The 17,508-nt window shown below is 73.0% G+C and carries 21 protein-coding genes; 16 read left to right on the top strand and 5 right to left on the bottom strand.

Going from position 1 to position 17,508, the window contains the following annotated elements:
- Positions 1 to 28 precede the first annotated feature (28 nt).
- From E1165_RS00595 to E1165_RS00620, 6 genes are all read left to right on the top strand, one after another.
- Positions 29 to 967 (top strand): LCP family protein, encoded by a 939-nt coding sequence (locus E1165_RS00595; protein ID WP_207916352.1) that lies wholly within the window; start codon positions 29 to 31, stop codon positions 965 to 967.
- Positions 968 to 1,033: 66 nt separating this feature from the next.
- Positions 1,034 to 1,369, top strand: a complete 336-nt coding sequence (locus tag E1165_RS00600) for a rhodanese-like domain-containing protein (RefSeq protein ID WP_132386547.1) — start codon at positions 1,034 to 1,036, stop codon at positions 1,367 to 1,369.
- 10 nt (positions 1,370 to 1,379) lie between these two features.
- The gene (locus E1165_RS00605; protein WP_132386549.1) at positions 1,380 to 2,171 is read left to right on the top strand and encodes a glycerophosphodiester phosphodiesterase family protein; all 792 of its coding nucleotides are present in this window, start codon (positions 1,380 to 1,382) and stop codon (positions 2,169 to 2,171) included.
- A gap of 51 nt (positions 2,172 to 2,222) precedes the next feature.
- Positions 2,223 to 3,680, top strand: a complete 1,458-nt coding sequence (locus E1165_RS00610; RefSeq protein ID WP_132386551.1) for a cell wall metabolism sensor histidine kinase WalK — start codon at positions 2,223 to 2,225, stop codon at positions 3,678 to 3,680.
- A gap of 68 nt (positions 3,681 to 3,748) precedes the next feature.
- Positions 3,749 to 4,165 (top strand): ATP-binding protein, encoded by a 417-nt coding sequence (locus E1165_RS00615; RefSeq protein ID WP_207916360.1) that lies wholly within the window; start codon positions 3,749 to 3,751, stop codon positions 4,163 to 4,165.
- A gap of 61 nt (positions 4,166 to 4,226) precedes the next feature.
- On the top strand, positions 4,227 to 5,111 hold the full coding sequence (locus E1165_RS00620) for a DUF5926 family protein (protein WP_132386555.1): 885 nt from the start codon (positions 4,227 to 4,229) through the stop codon (positions 5,109 to 5,111).
- Between the two features lie 118 nt (positions 5,112 to 5,229).
- Here the strand turns inward: E1165_RS00620 and E1165_RS00625 are convergent, their stop codons facing one another.
- On the bottom strand, positions 5,230 to 6,444 hold the full coding sequence (locus E1165_RS00625; RefSeq protein ID WP_132386557.1) for an arginine deiminase: 1,215 nt from the start codon (positions 6,442 to 6,444) through the stop codon (positions 5,230 to 5,232).
- Between the two features lie 163 nt (positions 6,445 to 6,607).
- On the opposite strand from E1165_RS00625, the gene E1165_RS00630 reads away from it, so the two are divergent.
- From E1165_RS00630 to pheA, 6 genes are all read left to right on the top strand, one after another.
- Positions 6,608 to 7,345 carry a hypothetical protein gene (locus E1165_RS00630; RefSeq protein WP_132386559.1) on the top strand — a complete coding sequence of 246 codons (738 nt, stop codon included), beginning with the start codon at positions 6,608 to 6,610 and terminating at the stop codon, positions 7,343 to 7,345.
- A gap of 183 nt (positions 7,346 to 7,528) precedes the next feature.
- Positions 7,529 to 7,987 (top strand): PAS domain-containing protein, encoded by a 459-nt coding sequence (locus E1165_RS00635; RefSeq protein WP_132386561.1) that lies wholly within the window; start codon positions 7,529 to 7,531, stop codon positions 7,985 to 7,987.
- Positions 7,988 to 8,083: 96 nt separating this feature from the next.
- The gene (locus tag E1165_RS00640; RefSeq protein WP_132386563.1) at positions 8,084 to 8,476 is read left to right on the top strand and encodes an ACT domain-containing protein; all 393 of its coding nucleotides are present in this window, start codon (positions 8,084 to 8,086) and stop codon (positions 8,474 to 8,476) included.
- Positions 8,473 to 9,240 (top strand): aminoglycoside phosphotransferase family protein, encoded by a 768-nt coding sequence (locus tag E1165_RS00645; RefSeq protein WP_132386565.1) that lies wholly within the window; start codon positions 8,473 to 8,475, stop codon positions 9,238 to 9,240. The genes E1165_RS00640 and E1165_RS00645 overlap by 4 nt, the downstream gene beginning before the upstream one ends.
- Before the next feature lie 182 nt (positions 9,241 to 9,422).
- On the top strand, positions 9,423 to 10,004 hold the full coding sequence (locus tag E1165_RS00650; RefSeq protein ID WP_371687285.1) for a hypothetical protein: 582 nt from the start codon (positions 9,423 to 9,425) through the stop codon (positions 10,002 to 10,004).
- Between the two features lie 10 nt (positions 10,005 to 10,014).
- Positions 10,015 to 10,971 carry a prephenate dehydratase gene (pheA, locus tag E1165_RS00655; protein WP_132386569.1) on the top strand — a complete coding sequence of 319 codons (957 nt, stop codon included), beginning with the start codon at positions 10,015 to 10,017 and terminating at the stop codon, positions 10,969 to 10,971.
- A gap of 40 nt (positions 10,972 to 11,011) precedes the next feature.
- Here the strand turns inward: pheA and E1165_RS00660 are convergent, their stop codons facing one another.
- The 3 genes from E1165_RS00660 to E1165_RS00670 form a co-directional block, all read right to left on the bottom strand.
- On the bottom strand, positions 11,012 to 11,734 hold the full coding sequence (locus E1165_RS00660; protein WP_132386571.1) for an AIM24 family protein: 723 nt from the start codon (positions 11,732 to 11,734) through the stop codon (positions 11,012 to 11,014).
- A gap of 78 nt (positions 11,735 to 11,812) precedes the next feature.
- A complete protein-coding gene (locus E1165_RS00665) occupies positions 11,813 to 12,157 on the bottom strand; it encodes a metallopeptidase family protein (protein ID WP_207916364.1) in 345 nt (114 codons plus the stop codon).
- Between the two features lie 169 nt (positions 12,158 to 12,326).
- A complete protein-coding gene (locus E1165_RS00670; protein WP_132386573.1) occupies positions 12,327 to 12,758 on the bottom strand; it encodes an OsmC family protein in 432 nt (143 codons plus the stop codon).
- Between the two features lie 284 nt (positions 12,759 to 13,042).
- Between E1165_RS00670 and E1165_RS00675 the strand changes: the two genes are divergently transcribed.
- Entirely contained in the window at positions 13,043 to 13,864 is an 822-nt protein-coding gene (locus E1165_RS00675; RefSeq protein WP_132386575.1) for an HAD family hydrolase, read from the top strand.
- The gene (locus E1165_RS00680) at positions 13,864 to 14,676 is read left to right on the top strand and encodes an HAD family hydrolase (RefSeq protein WP_132386577.1); all 813 of its coding nucleotides are present in this window, start codon (positions 13,864 to 13,866) and stop codon (positions 14,674 to 14,676) included. The genes E1165_RS00675 and E1165_RS00680 overlap by 1 nt, the downstream gene beginning before the upstream one ends.
- Before the next feature lie 38 nt (positions 14,677 to 14,714).
- On the opposite strand, the gene E1165_RS00685 is transcribed toward E1165_RS00680, so the two are convergent.
- A complete protein-coding gene (locus tag E1165_RS00685) occupies positions 14,715 to 15,314 on the bottom strand; it encodes a bacterial proteasome activator family protein (RefSeq protein WP_132386579.1) in 600 nt (199 codons plus the stop codon).
- A gap of 75 nt (positions 15,315 to 15,389) precedes the next feature.
- Between E1165_RS00685 and E1165_RS00690 the strand changes: the two genes are divergently transcribed.
- Together E1165_RS00690 and E1165_RS00695 are read left to right on the top strand one after the other, a co-directional pair.
- Positions 15,390 to 16,187, top strand: coding sequence for a S9 family peptidase (locus tag E1165_RS00690; RefSeq protein ID WP_132386581.1), 798 nt, complete (start codon positions 15,390 to 15,392; stop codon positions 16,185 to 16,187).
- Between the two features lie 76 nt (positions 16,188 to 16,263).
- Entirely contained in the window at positions 16,264 to 17,490 is a 1,227-nt protein-coding gene (locus tag E1165_RS00695) for an ABC transporter substrate-binding protein (protein WP_132386583.1), read from the top strand.
- Positions 17,491 to 17,508 lie beyond the last annotated feature (18 nt).

Below are 17,508 nucleotides of genomic sequence, written 5' to 3' on the forward strand. Positions count from 1 at the left end.
GATCCTGCTCGGCGCCGGTCTCGTCCTGGTGCTGCTGGCCGTGCTCGCCGTGGTGGGCATGAGGACGCTCGCCCACCGGTACGAGCGCGCTGTCAGCCGGGAGGAACTGCTCGCCCCGGACGCCCGGCAACCCCGTACCGACCTCGACGAAGGACTGAACTACCTGCTCGTCGGCACGGACCGGCAAACCGACTCGTCCCGCCCGGACCAGCGCTCCGACACGATCCTGATCGTGCACGTGCCGCCGGGCAAGCGACAGGCGTACCTGATCTCCATCCCCCGCGACCTGCTGGTGGCCATCCCGCCCGGCAACGGGTACCCGGGCGGCCAGGACAAGATTAACGCGGCGTACGAGCACGGCGGCGGGGGCCACAGCGGCAGCCAACTGCTCTCCACCACCCTGACCCGTCTCACCGGGATCCGCTTCGACGGTGCCGCCCTGGTCGACTTCGCCGGCTTCAAACAGGTCATCGACCTGCTCGGCGGCATCCGGATGTGCGTGGACACCGAGGTCCGCTCGGTCCACACCGGGAACGTCTTCGGCCCCGGCTGCCAGCGGATGAACGGCGCGCAGGCCCTCGACTACGTCCGGCAACGCTACGACCTGCCCGGTGGCGACTACGACCGGCAGCGGCACCAGCAGCAGTTGCTCCGGGCGGTGCTCGACAGGGCCGGGCAGACCGACCTGCGCGGCGACCCGGTCAAGCTCGACCGGGTGCTCCGGGCGGTGGGCGGCTCGCTCACCGTGGACACCAACGGCGTACCTCTTCAGGAGGTGGCCACCGCCCTGCGGTCGCTGCCGGCGGACGCGATGCGCGGGGTGCAGGTGCCGTCGTACCCACAGATGATCGGCACGGTGTCGTACGTGGTGCTCGACAACGGCGGCAGCGGGCTGTTCGACGCCGTCCGGGCCGGGAGCGTGCCAGACTGGGCGACCGCCCACCCCCGCTGGGTCACCCGGCTCTGACCGACGCCGGCGCACCGGCCCCCGGCCGATACCGACCGCCCAGCCGAGGATCTAGGCTTGGTACCCGTGTTCGGACCCCAGGTTCCCAGCGTGCCCGTGACCGAGATCGACGACGAGACCTACCTGCTCGACGTCCGCGAGGACGACGAGTGGGCGGCGGGCCACGCCCCCGGCGCCCACCACCTGCCGATGATGGAACTGCCGGCCCGGCTCGCCGAGGTGCCCACCGACCGGGACGTCGCGGTGATCTGCCGCTCCGGCGGGCGCTCCGCCCAGGTCGTCGGTTACCTGCTGCACAACGGATGGGGGCAGGTGCGCAACGTGGACGGCGGCATGCGGCAGTGGGCCGCCGTCGGCAGGCCGGTGGTCGGCGGGGACGGGCAACCCGGCCAGGTCATCTGAGAGCGGACAGATGGGCGATCCGCTGGTCTTCGCGCATCGTGGCGCGTCGGCCGACCTTCCGGAACACACCCTCGCGGCGTACCTGCGTGCCCTCGACGAGGGCGCCGACGGGCTGGAGTGTGACGTCCGGCTGACCCGTGACGGTCACCTGGTCTGCGTGCACGACCGCCGGCTGGACCGGACCAGCAACGGCCACGGGCTGGTGAGCGCGCGTACCCTCGCCGAGTTGGAGACGCTGGACTTCGGGTCCTGGCATCCCGGTTGCGTACCGGCCGACGGCGACGAGGTGTTGGACGAGACGCACACCCGCCTGCTCACCCTGGAACGACTGCTGGAGGCGGTGCTGGCCGCCGGGCGGCCGGTCCGGCTGCTGGTGGAGACGAAGCACCCGTCCCGCTACCGGGGGGACGTGGAACGCAGGCTGGTCGCCCTGCTGCGCCGCTTCGGCCTCGCCGAGCCCGGCCCGGACGACCCGGTACGGGTCACCGTCATGTCCTTCTCACCGCTGGCCGTACGCCGGATCCGGGAACTCGCCCCGGCCCTGCCCACGGTGCTCCTGCTGGAGGTGCTGCCCCGCTGGCTGCGGCTCGGCCGGCTACCCTTCGGCGCCCGGATCGCCGGCCCCGGCATCGGGCTGGTCCGGGCCCGCCCCCAGCTGGTGCCGGCGCTGCGCGCCGCCGGCAACCAGGTGTACGTCTGGACGGTTAACGAGCCGGAGGACCTGGAACTGGTCCTCGACGCGGGGGTGGACGGGGTGATCACCGACCGGCCGGCCCGCACGCTGGCCCGGCTGGGCCGATGAGGTCGCTGCCCGGGGGTGCCCCGACTCCGGTCGAGGAGGCACACTCGGGGTATGCCGGAGCGTACCGATCTCGCCGCCCTCGTCGCCGGCCACACCGAAGTGATCGAGTTGATCAATTCCGGTGACACGGGGCTGCCCGTCCTCACCCGACTGCTCCAGGTGGCCCGCCCGGCCCTCGGCGCGGACAGCCTGGCCTTCGTCGAGTTCGCCCCGACCGGCGGCCGGGTCATCGCCGCCAGCGGCAGCGCCGAGTGGGCGATCGGCCGCCCCCTGCCAGCCACCGACCCGGCCACCGTCTGCCTGCTCACCGGCCCTCGGGTGCGGCAGGTACGGGTCGACCACCTGCCCGGGTCGCTCGCGGGTGAACTGGCCGCGCGCGGGTTGCGGCGGATGGTGGTGGCCCGGTCCGAGATCGGCGGGCTCACCGTCGGCAGCCTGCACGCGCTCTACACCGATGCCGGGGAGGCCGAGGACCCCACCGGGCACGCGGTGGTCGGCTACCTGGCCGCCTGCGTCGCCCACATGTACGGCGACCACAGCGGGCTGCCGGTGCACGGCGACGGACCGGTCGTGGCGGCCCTCGCCGACGGGCTGGCCGTGGTCGACCGGGACGGCCACGTCCGGCTCTGGAACCCGGCGGCGGCGCAGGTGACCGGCTGCTCGCCCGGCGAGGCGCTGAACCGGCCCCTGCCCTTTCCGCTTCCCCCGTCCGGTCAGGTGCTCGACCACCGGCTGCCGGACGGCCGCTGGCTACGGATCACCTCCGGCGAGCTGGCCGGGCCGGGGACGCTGCGGGTGGTCACCTTCCGTGACATCACCGACCAGCACCGTCGGGAGTCCGACCGTGATCTCTTCGTCGCGGTGACCAGCCACGAGCTGCGTACGCCGGTCACCGTGATCAAGGGGTACGCGGACACCCTGACCGACCACTGGGAGTCGCTGACCGAGGCCGACCGGCGGGCGGCGGCCCGGGTGATCGGTCAACGCGCCAACGAGCTGGCCCGGCTGGTCGACCGGCTGCTCACCTCCGCCACCGACGTACGCTCCGACGGCGACCCGGCCGTCCCGTTCGACCTCGGCGTGGCGCTGCGGGCCATCGTGCCGAATCTTCCGGCCGATCTGCGTCACCGGGTCGTTCTCGATCTTCCCCCCGGTCTGCCCAAGGCGTTCGGCGAGCGGCGCAGCATCGCCACGGTGCTGACCGAGCTGGTCACCAACGCGGGGAAGTACTCGCCGCCGGACTCACCGATCGAGGTCACCGCGGACACGAACGGGCAGACCGTCTCGTTCCGGGTCAGTGACCGGGGGGTCGGCATCCGCCCGGAGCACGTGGAGCGCGCGTTCGACCGGTTCTGGCAGGGCGAGTCCGGTGACCGCCGTGGCTATCCGGGGGCCGGGCTCGGTCTCTATCTCGTCCGCCGGATCGTTGAACAGCAGAATGGATGGGTATCCCTCCGTCCGAGGAGTGGTGGCGGTACGGTCGCAGAGGTGCGGCTGCCACGGGGATGACCCGCCGGCCTGGGCAGGGGTGAGAGGGAGCGAGGGTGTCGACGCAGGGGGTCGAACGTTCGTGGTGCGTGGTGGTGCCCCATCACGCCACCGGCGCGCGGGTGGCCCGGCACCGGCTCGCCGACGAGCTGGCCGAGGCCGTACCCGCGACACTCCTGGCCGATCTGGTGGCGGTCCTGGCCGAGCTGGTGGGTAACGCGGTCCGGCACGCCGACCCGCTGCCCGGCGGGGTGGTCCGGGTGGCCTGGCGGCTGCGTCCCACGCCGGCGGGGCCGAGCGTGTCGATCCGGGTGACCGACGGCGGCGCGGTGGCCCGGCCGCTGATGCGGGTGGCCAGCCCGGACGCGATCGACGGTCGCGGCCTGCACATCGTCTCGGGCCTGTCGAGCCGCTGGGGGGTTGACCGGGACGGCCTGGGGCAGAGCGTCTGGGCCGAGTTCGACCCGGTCACCGCACCCCCGGCCGCCCTGGTCGCCGCCGGCTGATCCGGCTACGGGGGCGGGTCCTGCCCACGCCACCGGGCGGCGGCCTCTAGGCTGTGTCGCCGTGAGCAAGCGTCGAAAGAACCAGCGCGCCGTCGAAGCCACCCCCCGCCGGGAGAAGGTCCGCGACATCTTCGTGCCCCGTCCGTTCGAGGGGCTGGCGGACGAGCCGGAGTGGATCGCCCTGCGCGAGCTCGTGCCGGCCGCCTCGGCACCGCTGCGGCTCACCCCCGAACTGGTCGAGGAGTACGGTGACCGCCCCGTCACCCTGGCCACCGTGCTGCCGATGGCGGCACCGGCGATGACGAAGCCGGACGGGCGGATCTTCGTCGGCCTCCAGCGGCACCAGCAGTCGGGCGACGTCTCCCGGGATCTGGCCGACGCGCTGCTCTGCGCGCTGCGCACCGAGCCGGGCGGTCAGGTCGCCGTGCCGCCGCTGCCCGGCCCCGGCCCGCGCCTGCAGGACATCGTCGTCGACGGCCCGCTGGACATCACCATGCACGACGGTTTCGAGTTCTGGCTCGACCCGGGGGCGATTGACGACCCGACCGTCCAGGCGTCCCTGGAACGGGCGAACGCGGCCGTCTACCCGACGGTGAAGCTCGCCACCGCCCGGGCCGCCTACTGGTGCCAGGTGCCGGAGAAGGCGCACGTGCGCTGGGTGCTGCCGGAGGGCGAGGACGCCGCGCTGGACGCGCTGTCCCGGCTCTCCGCCGCCGGCACGCTGACGCTCGGCGAGGGTACGAGGTTCGCCGGCATGTTCCGGGCGCACGGCCGGCTGGCGCCGGTCTGGGATCTGCCGGAGGACGTCCCGGCCGTCGACTGGGAGGCGCCGGTCGCCGAGTTCGCCAAGCGGTACGCCGAGGCGCTGGCGGAGAAGGAGGCGCTGGACGCCGCCGGACGCCGCGCCCGCCAGGGTCTCCTCGGCCGCCAGCTCACCCTGCGCTGACCACCGTCTCCCGGGCGCGGCAGAGACCGCCGCTCGGGTCTGTCGCTGGCCGGGATGACCCCGCTTGCCGCGATCCGTGTCCGGCGAGCGGAGCGTGGAGCAGGTGGAGCGACCGGCGTCAGCGGGTGGGACGCAGGGGTTCGCGGACCATCGGGCAGGACATGCAGCGGGGGCCGCCCCGACCGGAGCCCAACTCCGAGCCGGCGATCGGGATGACCTCGATGCCGGCCCGTTCGAGCTGCGCGTTGGTCTCCACGTTGCGTTCGTAGCCGACGCAGAGCCGGGGCGCCAGGGCGAGGGTGTTGTTGCCGTCGTCCCACTGCTCGCGTTCGGCGGTCACCGGGTCGAGACCGGTGTCGATCACCCGGAGATGGTCGATGTCCATCGCGTCGGCGGCGGCGCGCAGGAACGGCGCGGGGCCGTCCACCCGCGGCTCGCCGTCCGGCCCCGCGACGACCGTGTACGACGACAGCGTGCTGGCGATGTTCGGGTACATCAGCACGGCGTCGACGTCGACCATGGTGCAGACCGTGTCGAGGTGCATGGTGGCCCGCTCCTGGGCGATCGGCACCACCAGGATGGTGTGCGCCAGGCCGGCGGCGAAGACCTGCCGGGCCAGCCGCTCGGCCCCGGCCGGGGTGGTCCGCTCGCCCACGCCCACGGCGAGCACACCGGGGGCGAGCAGCAGCACGTCGCCGCCTTCCAGGTGCTCCAGCTCGGGGTGGTAGACGAACTCGGTGCCGACGAAGCGTGGGTGGTACCGGTACACCGCGTCGGTGAGCGTGCTTTCCCGCCGCCGCGCCGGCATGGCAAGACTGGTGACCCCGACCCGGTCGCCGATCCACAGTGACGAGTCGCGGGTGAACAGCAGGTTGGGCAGTGGGTCGATGACGAAGTCGTGCCGGTCCATCAACGCCCACACCAGCCCGCCCGGACGTTCGGGGCTGATCCTCACCTCCTCGTGGGCGAGCCCGGCGATGAACACGTCGGCGAGGGCGGCGGGGTCGAGGTAGGCGAGGTGGTCGGCGACCCGGCGGCGCAGCGTGTCGCCGAGCCGGGGCGAGCGGAGCACCTGCTCGGTGAGCTCGGCGCGGGCCTCGGGCACGGCGAGGGTCTCGGCGAGCAGCGTCGCGAGGTAGAGCACCTCCACGCCCCGGTCGCGCAGCGCCGCGGCGAAGGCGTCGTGCTCCTCCTGCGCACGTCCCACCCATGGGATAGCGTCGAAGAGCAACGAGTCGTTGTTGCGAGGGGTGAGCCGGGCGAGTTCGGGCCCCGGTCGGTGCAGCAGCACCGTGCCGAGCCGACCGACCTCGCTGTCCACGTAGTGGGTCACCCTCGCAGCGTAGGACAGATGCGAGCAGTGTCCACGGGAAGAAGAGTGGATGAATATGGCATTCATCCGCACTCATTCCGGCGCTCCAACTTGCCGAACCCCCGGGATGGCAACGTAGGGTAGTGAGGACATAACTTCGAGGGACCTTTTGCCGGAGGTCGCGATGACTGTCTTTCCCGCTCGTCGAGCCGTACCCACCCGGGCACTGCCGCCCGTGACGGTGCCGCAGCCCCGGAAGGAAGCGCCCTCGGCGCTCCAGCCGGCCCGGCCGAGCCCATTGGAGTGGGCCCGTCGCCGTCGGGCCGAGCGGGGCGCCCGCCGGCTGGAAGCGGCCGGCGCACGGGCGCTCGGGCAACTGGACCATCTGGGCCCCTCCTGGCACGTCATCGAGTGGCCGCGCACCGACCCCACGGACGCTCTCCTCGGCCGCGGCCAGGACGACCGCGCCGGCTTCCTCGCCATCGGCCCGAGCGGGCTCTTCGCGGTGACCATCGCCGACCACGGGCGGGCCCGGGTGCTGGTGGCCGGCGACGTGGTCCAGATCAACGGCAAGCGCCCGCCCTACGTGGCCGAGGCGCGGCGGGACGCCAAGCGGGCGAGCAAGGCCCTCTCCGAGGCTGTCGGCCTGCCGATCCCGGTGACGCCGGTGCTGACCTTCGTCGGCTCCGGCGTCATCAGCGTCTACGGCCTGCCGAAGGACTGCCTCATGGCGACCCACCGGGAGCTGGACCGCCTCCTGGTCGCCGGCGGCAACCGGATCAGCCCGGCCACCGCCGAGAAGCTGTCCCGGATCGCCCAGCAGCCGCAGACCTGGCTCAACGGCGCATACCGCCCGGCCGCCGACTACCGGTGGTACGACGAGGGCCGAACGGCCGCTGACAAGCCGGCCGCCCGCCGGTAACGTCACCGGCGACGCCACGCGGCCCTGGCCCGCCGAGGGAACCCGTCGGTCCGCGCCGTCGCCGGCCGTCCGGTCGGTCCGGGTAACCCGATCTCGGTGACGACCGGTGGCCGGAGCGCGAACAAGCGGCCGTCCCGTGGACCGGCTAGCGTGGACAGACCGTCGGTGTACATAGGAGGCGCGGTGGCCCACGTCGAACTCTCGCTCTCGGAAGTGTTCGCGCCGGCCTCGCGGACACCGCCGGAGCAGGAGTCCGGCAACGTCGGCCAGTGGTCCGCCACGGTGAGCCACGCCGACGAGCCCTGCCTGCTGATCGACGCCGAGACCCGGGTGGTGGCCATCTCCGCCGCCGGCTGCCGACTGCTCTGCCTGGGCGACCCGGAGAGTGTGATCGGCCGGCCGCTGCTGGCGGGTGGCCTCCGGCTGCTCGACTTCACCGCGGCTCGCGGCGAGCTGACCGAGCAGGAAACCGACAAGATCCCCCCGTTGCTCGCGCTGCACTCCGGGCGGTTGGCCCGCGGCCTGTTGCGGGTGCAGGCCGCCGGCGGGAACACGCCCGACGCCACCGTGGACGCCATCTCCACCCCCGTGCTGACCGACGGCACGGTGGCCGGCTCACTCACCTTCTTCTCCGAGATCTGACCAGCGCCTCGCCGAGAGCTGACCGCGCCCCCGGGATGGCGGCACCGCGCCTCGGGGGTGCTGCGACAACCGTGGGCGACGTCGTATGGTGCCCCCATGCTCGATCTCGCTCTGCTTCCGGGTGAGTACGCCGTGTGTCGACTGCCCGCCGGCACCCCCCTGCCGGCCGGTCTGCCCGTCGCACCGGACGACACCGAGGTGGTGACCGTGAGCTGGACCGCTCAGGGCATCTCGGTGATCTGCCCGTCCGGCCGGGCCCCGGAGCAGGCGGCCGTGGAGACGGAGTGGCGGTGCCTGCGCCTCGTCGAGCCGGTGGACGGTCCGGTCACCGGCACCCTCGCCGCGCTGGTGTCCCCGCTCGCCGAGGCCCGGGTCAACGTGGTGGCGTTCTCCACGTACGACACCGACCACGTGCTGGTTCCCGCGGTACACCTCGCCGAGGCGACCGCCGCGCTGGAACGCGCCGGGCACCGCGTCCTACCCTCATGACCGAGGAGATCCCGCTCACCGGGGGGAACGTGTCAGCGGGCGTGGTGCGGATCGGAGACACCGTACGGCGGCGGTCCGGTCCCTGGACCCCGGCGGTCCACGCACTGCTCGAACACCTCTGGTCGGTCGGTTTCCGGGGCGCACCCCGACCGCTCGGGATCGACGAGCAGGGGCGGGAGGTGCTCACCTACGTCGGCGGCGAGGTGCCGTGGCCGTTCCACTTCCACCTTCTGGAGCCGCTGGACCGGCTCGCCAAGGTGGGTCGGCTGGTGCGGGAGCTGCACGACGCGCTGTCGACCTTCACCCCACCGCCGGACGCGCGGTGGAACGTCCTGATGCCGGCCGACCGGGACGACCTGATCGTCCACCACGACCTCGCGCCGTGGAACCTCGTGATCGGCGACCGCTGGGCCTTCATCGACTGGGACAACGCGGGGCCGGGATCACGGCTGTGGGACCTCGCCTACGCCGTCCACGGCTTCGTTCCGATGTCGGGTCACCCGGACTGGCAGCGGCCGGACGCGGGTCCACGGCTGCGGGTCTTCGCCGACGCGTACGGGCTGGACGAGCAGCAGCGCCGTGACCTGGTACCGATGCTGACCGCGCGGACCCGGGCGACGCACGCCTTCCTGCGGGATCAGGCCGCGCTCGCGGTGGAGCCCTGGGCGACCCACTGGCGGACCGGGCACGGGACCGCGTGGCGCTCGGACGCCGAGTACACCGAGCGCCACACGGATCGGTGGATGAGGACGCTGCTGGGGTGAGTACGAGGGCGGCGCCGAGTCTGGCGCGGTCCGAGGTTCTCCTTCCCCGACGCCCGCCGGCCCTCCTACGATGGCACCGGCCACCACGGCCACCACGACCCGTCTCGACGCCGACGAGGCTCGACCCCCCCGAGGACCGGTCCGTGCCGCCTGACGCACCGCACCGCACCCCGCCGCACCGGCTGGCCCTCGCCGGTGCGCTGCTCGCCGCCCTGCCGTTGAGCGCCTGCGCCGCCCCACCCACCCGGGGGGCGACCGCCCCGCCGGCCTCACCCGAGCTCCGTACGCCGCCCACCGGCGGTGTGCCCACCGGCGGGCCGGCGACCATCGCGCCGCCCGGCGGCGTACCCACGGCCGGACTGCCGGCGACGGTGATCCCCGGCTACCCGCAGGGCGTGCCGACGGATTCCGCGCCCGGGTTTTCCCCCACTCCCGGCGCACCGGGCAGCCCCACCTCGGCTCCGACGGCCGTCCCGTGCCTGGGCCGGCCCTCCGCCGACCGGGTGGTGCGGCTGCTGCGCGGGCGGGTGCTCCCCCGGAGCGTGGCGGTGCGGGCCACGACCGGGCCGCTCTGCGCCGACGGCTGGCAGTACACCGTCCTCGCGGTGACCGGGCACGAGGAACTCCAGGCGGTCTCCCGGGGCGAACCGGCCGCGCTGCGCCTGGTCACCGCCGGGACGGATGTCTGCTCGATCGAGGTACGCGCCACCGCGCCACCCGCCATCCGGACGTTGGCCTGCGAGGACGCCCTGCCGGGTGCGTAGGCTGGGCGTCATGCCCGGTACACCACCGACCCGTTTCGTCTATCTCGGCCCCGAGGGGACCTTCGCCGAGCAGGCGCTGCGCACCATCCCCGCCGCCGAGCGCGGCAGCCGTACCCCGGCCCGCAGCGTCGGCGAGGCGCTGGACTGTGTGCGGGCCGGGGAGGCCGACGCGGCGCTGGTGCCGTTGGAGAACTCGATCGGCGGAGCGGTCGGGGTGACCCTGGACGAGCTGGCCGAGGGGGCGCCGCTGGTGATCACCCGCGAGGTGATCCTGCCTGTGGAGTTCGTCCTCGCCGCCCGTCCCGGCATCGCTCTGGAGTCCGTACGCGACGTCGCCGCCCACCCGCAGGCCTCCACCCAGTGCCGCAACTGGCTACGCGACCACCTGCCCGACGCGACTGTGGTCGACGTGCTCTCCAACGGCGCGGCGGCGGCCGGTGCGGCGGCCGGCGAGTACGACGCGGCGATCTGCGCCCCGATCGGGGCCACCCGGCACCGGCTGACCGTGCTCGCCGACAAGATCGCCGACCACCAGGACGCGGTGACCCGTTTCGCGCTGCTGTCCCGGCCCGGCCCGCCGCCGCCCCCGACCGGGGACGACGTCACCTCGCTGGCCGTGTACATCGCCCACGACCGGGTGGGGGCCCTTCTGTCGGTGCTGATGGAACTGGCCGTACGCGGGGTCAACCTGACCCGGATCGAGTCCCGGCCCACGGGCGAGGCGCTGGGCCGGTACGTCTTCTTCCTCGACTGCACCGGGCACGTGGCGGACGCCCGGATGGGCGAGGCGTTGCAGGGTCTGCGCCGGGTCTGCGCCGACGTGCGCTTCCTCGGGTCGTACCCCCGGCACCGCTGGGCCGACGGGGCGGGCGAACGGCCGGTCCCCGCACCGGCCGGGCTCTCCGAGGCCGACTACACCGACGCCGCGGCCTGGCTGGCCCGGCTGCGGGCCGGGGAACTGAGCTGACCAGCCGGTGGGGCGCCGGATCGGGCGCCCCACCGGCGGCTCAGCTGAGCAGGCCGCCGAGCAGGCCGCCCTGTTGCTGCTGGTTTCCGCTGCCCGCGATCGGCGGCTCCTCGGACGGCTGGACCACCACGAAGCCCTGGCCGGCGAAGCTCATCGTGAACGCCTCGCCGGTGCTGCGGCCGAGCAACGTGCCCAGGCCGAGTTGCTCGGCCCGGTGGTAGCCGGTCTGGAGGTTGGCCGACCAGCAGACCGCCGCCTGCGGGTCGACGTAGGTGGGGGCGTCGACGTTGAGCACCACCGGGGTGCCCTTGGTGGTGATGGCGATCCGGCCGTGGCCGGTGAAGACGCAGTTGAACAGGCCGGACGACGAGGCCATGCCGGCGCCGCCGACCATCTTGATGTCGTACGACAGGGTGGAGTCGAAGGCCAGCACGCTGGAGCCGTTGATGGAGAGGGCGTCACCCGGCTCCAGGTCGATGATGTGCACGTCCTTGGCCAGGTCGGCGAGGAAGACGTCGCCCTGGCCGGTGAGCTTCATCAACGGCACGCCCTCGCCGGTCAGCCGCTGCTTGATGAACTTGCCGAGGCCGCCGGAACCGAGGGCCTGGAACTGGACGTGGCCCTGGTAGGCCACCATCGAGCCGACGCGGGCCATGGCCTCGCCGTTGAGCTCGATCTTGAGCATCTTGGAGCTCTGGAGCCGCATGCCGGGCTGGGCGGACTCCTTCTCGAGGTTCTCCGCGGAGAAGAGCGCGCTGCGCATGGGATTCCTCCTGGTCGCTGTTGTGCTCCTCCCACGGTAGGCAGTGGGCGCAACGGCGAACACCGGCCGACTGGGCGCTCAGCCCCAGCCCAGTGCGTGTAGCCGCTCGTCGTCGATGCCGAAGTGGTGGGCGATCTCGTGCACCACGGTCACCGCCACCTCGTCGACCACGTCGTCCTCGGTGTCGCAGATCCGCAGGATCGGGTGACGGTAGATGAGGATCCGGTCCGGGAGCACGCCGGAGTAGTCCCAGCCACGCTGGGTGAGGGCGTGCCCCTCGTAGAGGCCGAGCAGGTCCTCACCGGGCGGGGGATCGTCCTCGACCAGGATGACCACGTTGCTCATCAGGCCGAGCAGTTCCTCGGGCACCTCGTCGAGGGCCTCGCCGACCAGTTCCTCGAAGCGCTCACGGCTCATCTCCACCGGCACGCCGCCCATTGTCCCCGACCCCGCCCCGAACGGCAGGGGCCCGCACCCGGCATGGAGCGCTACGCCGCCGCCCGTTGCGGCTCGGGTGGCGCACTCGCCCGGCCGGCCAGGGAGATTGCCGCCCGGTCCACCCAGGTGAGCGGGCCGGGCGGCGCTGAACGGGTCAGGCGGCGAGTCGGGCATCCAGGGTGATCTGGGCCCCCGGGGAGAGCAGCCGCGAGATCGGGCAGTTCTCCTTGGCGGCCTCGGCGAGCTTGGCGAACTGGGCCTCGTCCATGCCCGGCACCCGGCCGACCGTCTCCAGGTCGATCCGGGTCACGGTCATACCGGCGTCGGTCTTGTCGAAGTGCACCTTGGCCGTGGTGTCGACCGAGGTGTCGGTGGCGCCGGCGTCGGCGAGCTGCTTGGACAGCGCCATCGAGAAGCAGCCGGCGTGCGCGGCGCCGACGAGCTCCTCGGGGTTGGTCCCCTCGCCCTCCTCGAAACGCGACTTGAAGGAGTAGTTACCGGTCAGGCCACCCTTGCCGGTGCGGACGGTCCCGGCACCCTCGGTGAGGTTGCCCTGCCAGCTTGCGGAAGCGGTACGGATAGGCATTCCCCGACGCTAACCGAAACGGGGGGCGGGCGGCGAAGGACCCGGCCGTCCACCTGGCGTGTCGTGCCCGGCCGTCGTGGACCGTCCTGCGGGCACCGCACGCCCCGTCGTCGCGGCATCGCCCAACGTACGGATACGGCTACCCCAGGTTGGCACCCGATTCGCCGGGAAGTCATGGTTGCGACCGGTTCCCCGAGGTACGTTTGCTGCCCGCCGTCAACTCCGGTCGAGGCACCGACGACCGAGAACGGCTGGCTGCGACGGCGGCGGGCGAAGGAGGAAACGTGACCCGCCCGGGACTGCCCAAGCTGATCGCCACCGATCTCGACGGGACGCTCGTCCGCAGCGACGAGACCGTCTCCGCGTACACGCACGAGGTGCTCGACCGGGTGCGGGCCGCCGGCATCCCGGTGGTCGGCGCCACCGGTCGTGGTCCCCGGCTGGCGGAGCTGACCCGCAACGACATCCGCGCCGCCGACTTCCTGGTGATGGCCGGGGGCGGTCGCGTGGTGGACCAGACCGACCCGGCCGGCCCGGTGGTGCTCCGGGACGAACGGCTGTCGGGTGAGGTGCTCGCCGCGCTCCTGGCCGACCTGGAGGCCGCGGTGGGCCCGCTGACCGTGATGGTCGAGGCGTCCGACGAGCACGACGCGCCGCTCTGGGGCGACTACCACCCGAGCTGGCCGTACCAGGACCGGTTCGAGGCACGCAGCCGGGCGGAGTGCCTCTCCGGCGACGTGATCAAGGCGTTCGCGCGGACCGCCGACCACCACGTGGACGAGTTGCTCGCGGTGGCCCGCCGGATCGTTCCGCCGGAAGCGGCCACGCTGACCCAGGCCGGCCTGGGTTTCGTCGAGATCAGCCCACCGGGGGTGGACAAGGCCACCGGGCTCAGCGTGGTCGCCGAGCGGCTCGGCGTCGACCCGGCGGAGGTGCTGGTCTTCGGCGACCAGCCGAACGACCTGCCGATGTTCGGCTGGGCCGGCTGGGCGCGGGTGGCGGTGTCGAACGCCCACCCGGACGTCCGGGCCGCCGCCGACGAGATCACCCTGCGCAACGATGACGACGGCGTCGCGGTCTACCTGGACCGACTACTCTCCCGTTGATGGGAGTCCCACCCCGACTCGTCGCCACCGACATCGACGGCACCCTGCTCGCCGACGACCGGACGCTCAGCGCCAGGACCGCCGCCGCGCTGGCGAGGATCTCCGCGCTCGGCACGCCGGTCGTACTGGTCACCGGCCGTCCCATCCGCTGGCTCCAACTCGTGTACGACCAGCTCGCCGCCCCGCTCCCGGCGATCTGCGCCAACGGCGCCGTGGTGTACGACCCGGCCACCGACGAGGTGCTGCGGGCCGACCCGCTCGCCCCGGAACTCCTCGCCGAGGTGGCGCGACGGCTACGCGCGGCGGTGCCCGACGTGAGCTTCGCCGTGGAGATCGTGGACAGCCGGCAGATGCGACACGAGGCGCACTACCCGCTGCGCTGGGACGCCGACCACGACGCCATCCGGGCCGTCGAGTCGCCGGAGGAGCTGCTCGCGACGCCGGCGGTCAAGCTGCTGGCCCGGGCCGGCGACCAGGACCCGGACGCCTTCGTGCAGCTGGTGGCCGCAGCGCTCGGTGGACTGGCCGAGGCGACACACTCGTCGTACAGCGGGCTGGTGGAGATCTCCGCCGCCGGGGTGACCAAGGCGGCCGGGCTCGCGTGGCACGCCGAACGGCTCGGGATACCCGCACGGGAGGTGCTGGCCTTCGGCGACATGCCGAACGACCTACCGATGCTGACCTGGGCGGGCCGGGCGGTCGCGGTGGCGAACGCGCACCCCGCCGTGCTGGCCGTCGCCGACGAGGTCACCGGCGCGAACTCCGCCGACGGTGTGGCGGCGTACCTGGAGAAGGTGTTCGAGCTGGAGTGAACGGGCCGGGGCACCGGCCCGCCGGTGCCCCGGAACCGTCAGAGGTACTGGCCGGTGCTGTGTTCGCCACCCTGCGGCTGGCTCATCCCCGGCATCCCGGCAACCATGCCGCCGGGGCCGCTGGGCAGCGCCTGCCGGCCGGAGCGCATCTGCTCCAACTGCACCCGGGCGGCCATCTGCTGGGCGACCAGCGCCGCCTGGATGCCGTGGAACAGCCCCTCCAGCCAGCCGACGAGCTGCGCGTGGGCGATCCGCAGCTCACCCTCGCTCGGCGCCTTCTCCTCGGTGAAGGGCAGTGAGATCCGCTCCAGCTCCTCGCGCAGCTCGGGGGCGAGCCCCTCCTTGAGCTCGACGATCGACCGTTCGTGGATCTCCCGCATCCGGTGCCGGCTGGCGTCGTCCAGCGGAGCGGCCTTGACCTCCTCCAGCAGCTGCTTGATCATGCTGCCGATCCGCATCACCTTGGCCGGCTGCTCGACCAGGCGGGTCGGATCCTCGCCGGCTGCCTCGTCGGTCTGCACGGTGCCGACCGGCCGGCCGTCCGGCCCGACCACCACCACGGTGCCCGAGTGCCCGGCGTGCTCGCGGCCCGGCTCGTCGTTCTCTCCAACGGAGTGCGCTTCGGTCATGGGACCCATCTTTACCCACCCCCGCGAGCCGCACGAGGTGGGACCGGTCACCCGTCCGCCGCCGGTCGGGCTACCGTCGCCGGCATGCCCGCCGACCCGCGCGCCGTGCTCACCCGTCCGGCCCCGCCACCCGACCTGACGGTTCCCTACGGTGACCACCCCGACCAGGTCGTCGACCTGCGCCAGCCGACCGGCGACGGCCCGCTCCGGCCGCTGGTCGCGATCCTGCACGGCGGCTTCTGGCGGGCCGCGTACGACCGCGCCCACACCGGTCCGCTGGCCGCGGCGCTGGCCGGGCTCGGCTGGCCGGTGGCGCAACTGGAGTACCGGCGCACCGGCCAGCCGGGCGGCGGCTGGCCGGGCACCCTGGCGGACGCGCTGACCGGGGTGGCGGCCCTGCCCGACCTGGCAGCCCGTGCCCTGCCCGGACGGGTCGCGTCCGGGCAGCCGCTGCTGCTCGGCCACTCGGCCGGCGGGCACCTCGCGCTGTACGTCGCCGCGCACGCCCCGGCCGGCGTACGCGGGGTGCTGGCCCTGGCCCCGGTCGCCGACCTGGCCGAGGCGTACCGGCTGGACCTGGACTCGGGCGCGGTGGCGGCGCTGCTCGGCGGTAGCCCGGCCGAGTACCCCGAGCGGTACGCGGTCGCCGATCCACGGACATTGGTACCCCCACCGGCACGCACAGTGATCCTGCATGGTTTGCGGGACCGTCAGGTGCCGGCCGCGCTCAGTCGCGGCTACGCGACCGCCGCTCGGGCGGCCGGTGGTGATGTCACCCTCGTTGAGCTGCCGGAATGTGAGCACTTCGGGCTCATCGATCCGAAATCGGCGGCATGGCCGCAGGTCAGGGATGCGTTGCAGTCCTTGCACAAAGATCATTAGCCATTGACGCAGCGTCGCCGAGCAGGTAGAACGCCGAGGGGCGGTGACGCCCCGCAACACTCCCGGAAGGATTTCGGTGTCCCAGATGAACCGCAGGCGGGCCCTCCAACTCCTGGCCGCGCTCGGTACCACCGGCCTGGTCGCCGGCTGCGGCACCGACGCCGACGACAGCGAGGCGGTTCCGGAGCGCAACCCCATCAAGATCGGTCTCGTCGCGCCGGAGAACGGCGCCGGCAAGGCCGTCGGCCAGGAGATCACCAACGGCTTCGAGCTCTACCTCGCGCTGAACGACCAGCACCTCGGTGGGCACCCGGTGACCCTGGAGAAGCGGGACGAGGGCGACACCGCCAAGAGCGGGCAGGCCGCCGTCAACGGCCTGCTCAAGGAGGGCGTGCTGGCGCTCACCGGGGTGGCCAACCCGGCGGTGATGTCCGGCATCCGGGACATCGTCGAACAGGCCAAGGTGCCGCTGGTCGGGTCGAACGCCTCCCCGGTCAGCCTGCAGAGCGTGGTCTACATCTGGCGCACCTCGTACGTGCTTGACGAGCCGGGCCGGGCTCTCGGGGAGTACCTGAAGGAACGGATGGCCCCCGGTAGCCGCGTCACCGTGATCGCCCCCGAGAGCAGCGCCAGCCTCGACGTGGTGCAGGGCTTCCGGCAGGCATTCGGCACCGATGACCCGCGCATCGCCGACGAGACCGTCTGGACCACGGCCAAACCCAACCCCGGGGACAGCGACTTCGCCCCCTACATCCGGCAGGCGCTCAACCGCGACCCGGACGCGCTGGTCTGCAACTTCGCCGGCCCCGCCGCGATCCAGTTCATCCGGCAGCTGCGGCGCGGCCGGCCGGCCTACCAGGGGCCGCTCTACGCGCCGGGCTTCCTCACCGAGGGCAACGTCCTCAACGAGGTACGCAGCCTGCTGGTCGACGATAACGACAACCTGCTGCCCGGGACGATCCATACCGTTTCGAACTACTCGGCCGACCTGAACAACTCGGCCAACCGGGTCTTCGCCTCGGCGTACCGCAAGACCTACAACAGCTCTCCCACCACGTACGCGATGGCCTCGTACGACGCCGCCCAGGTGCTCGACAAGGCGCTCCGCGTGGCCGGGCCGAACCCGACCCCACAGCAGGTCAACCTCGCCCTCGGCAAGATCGGTCAGATCGACAGCCCGCGCGGGGTGTGGCAGTTCAACCAGCCGCGTACGCCGCAGCAGAAGTGGTACCTGCGCAGCGTCCAACTCAACGGGCGGCTGCTGTCCAACGTCGTGATCAACGAGGTGGCGACGCTCGGCTGAGCCGATCCTCCGGCCACG

The organism is Micromonospora sp. KC723, assembly GCF_004348595.1.
In the GTDB taxonomy this organism is placed as follows: domain Bacteria; phylum Actinomycetota; class Actinomycetes; order Mycobacteriales; family Micromonosporaceae; genus Micromonospora.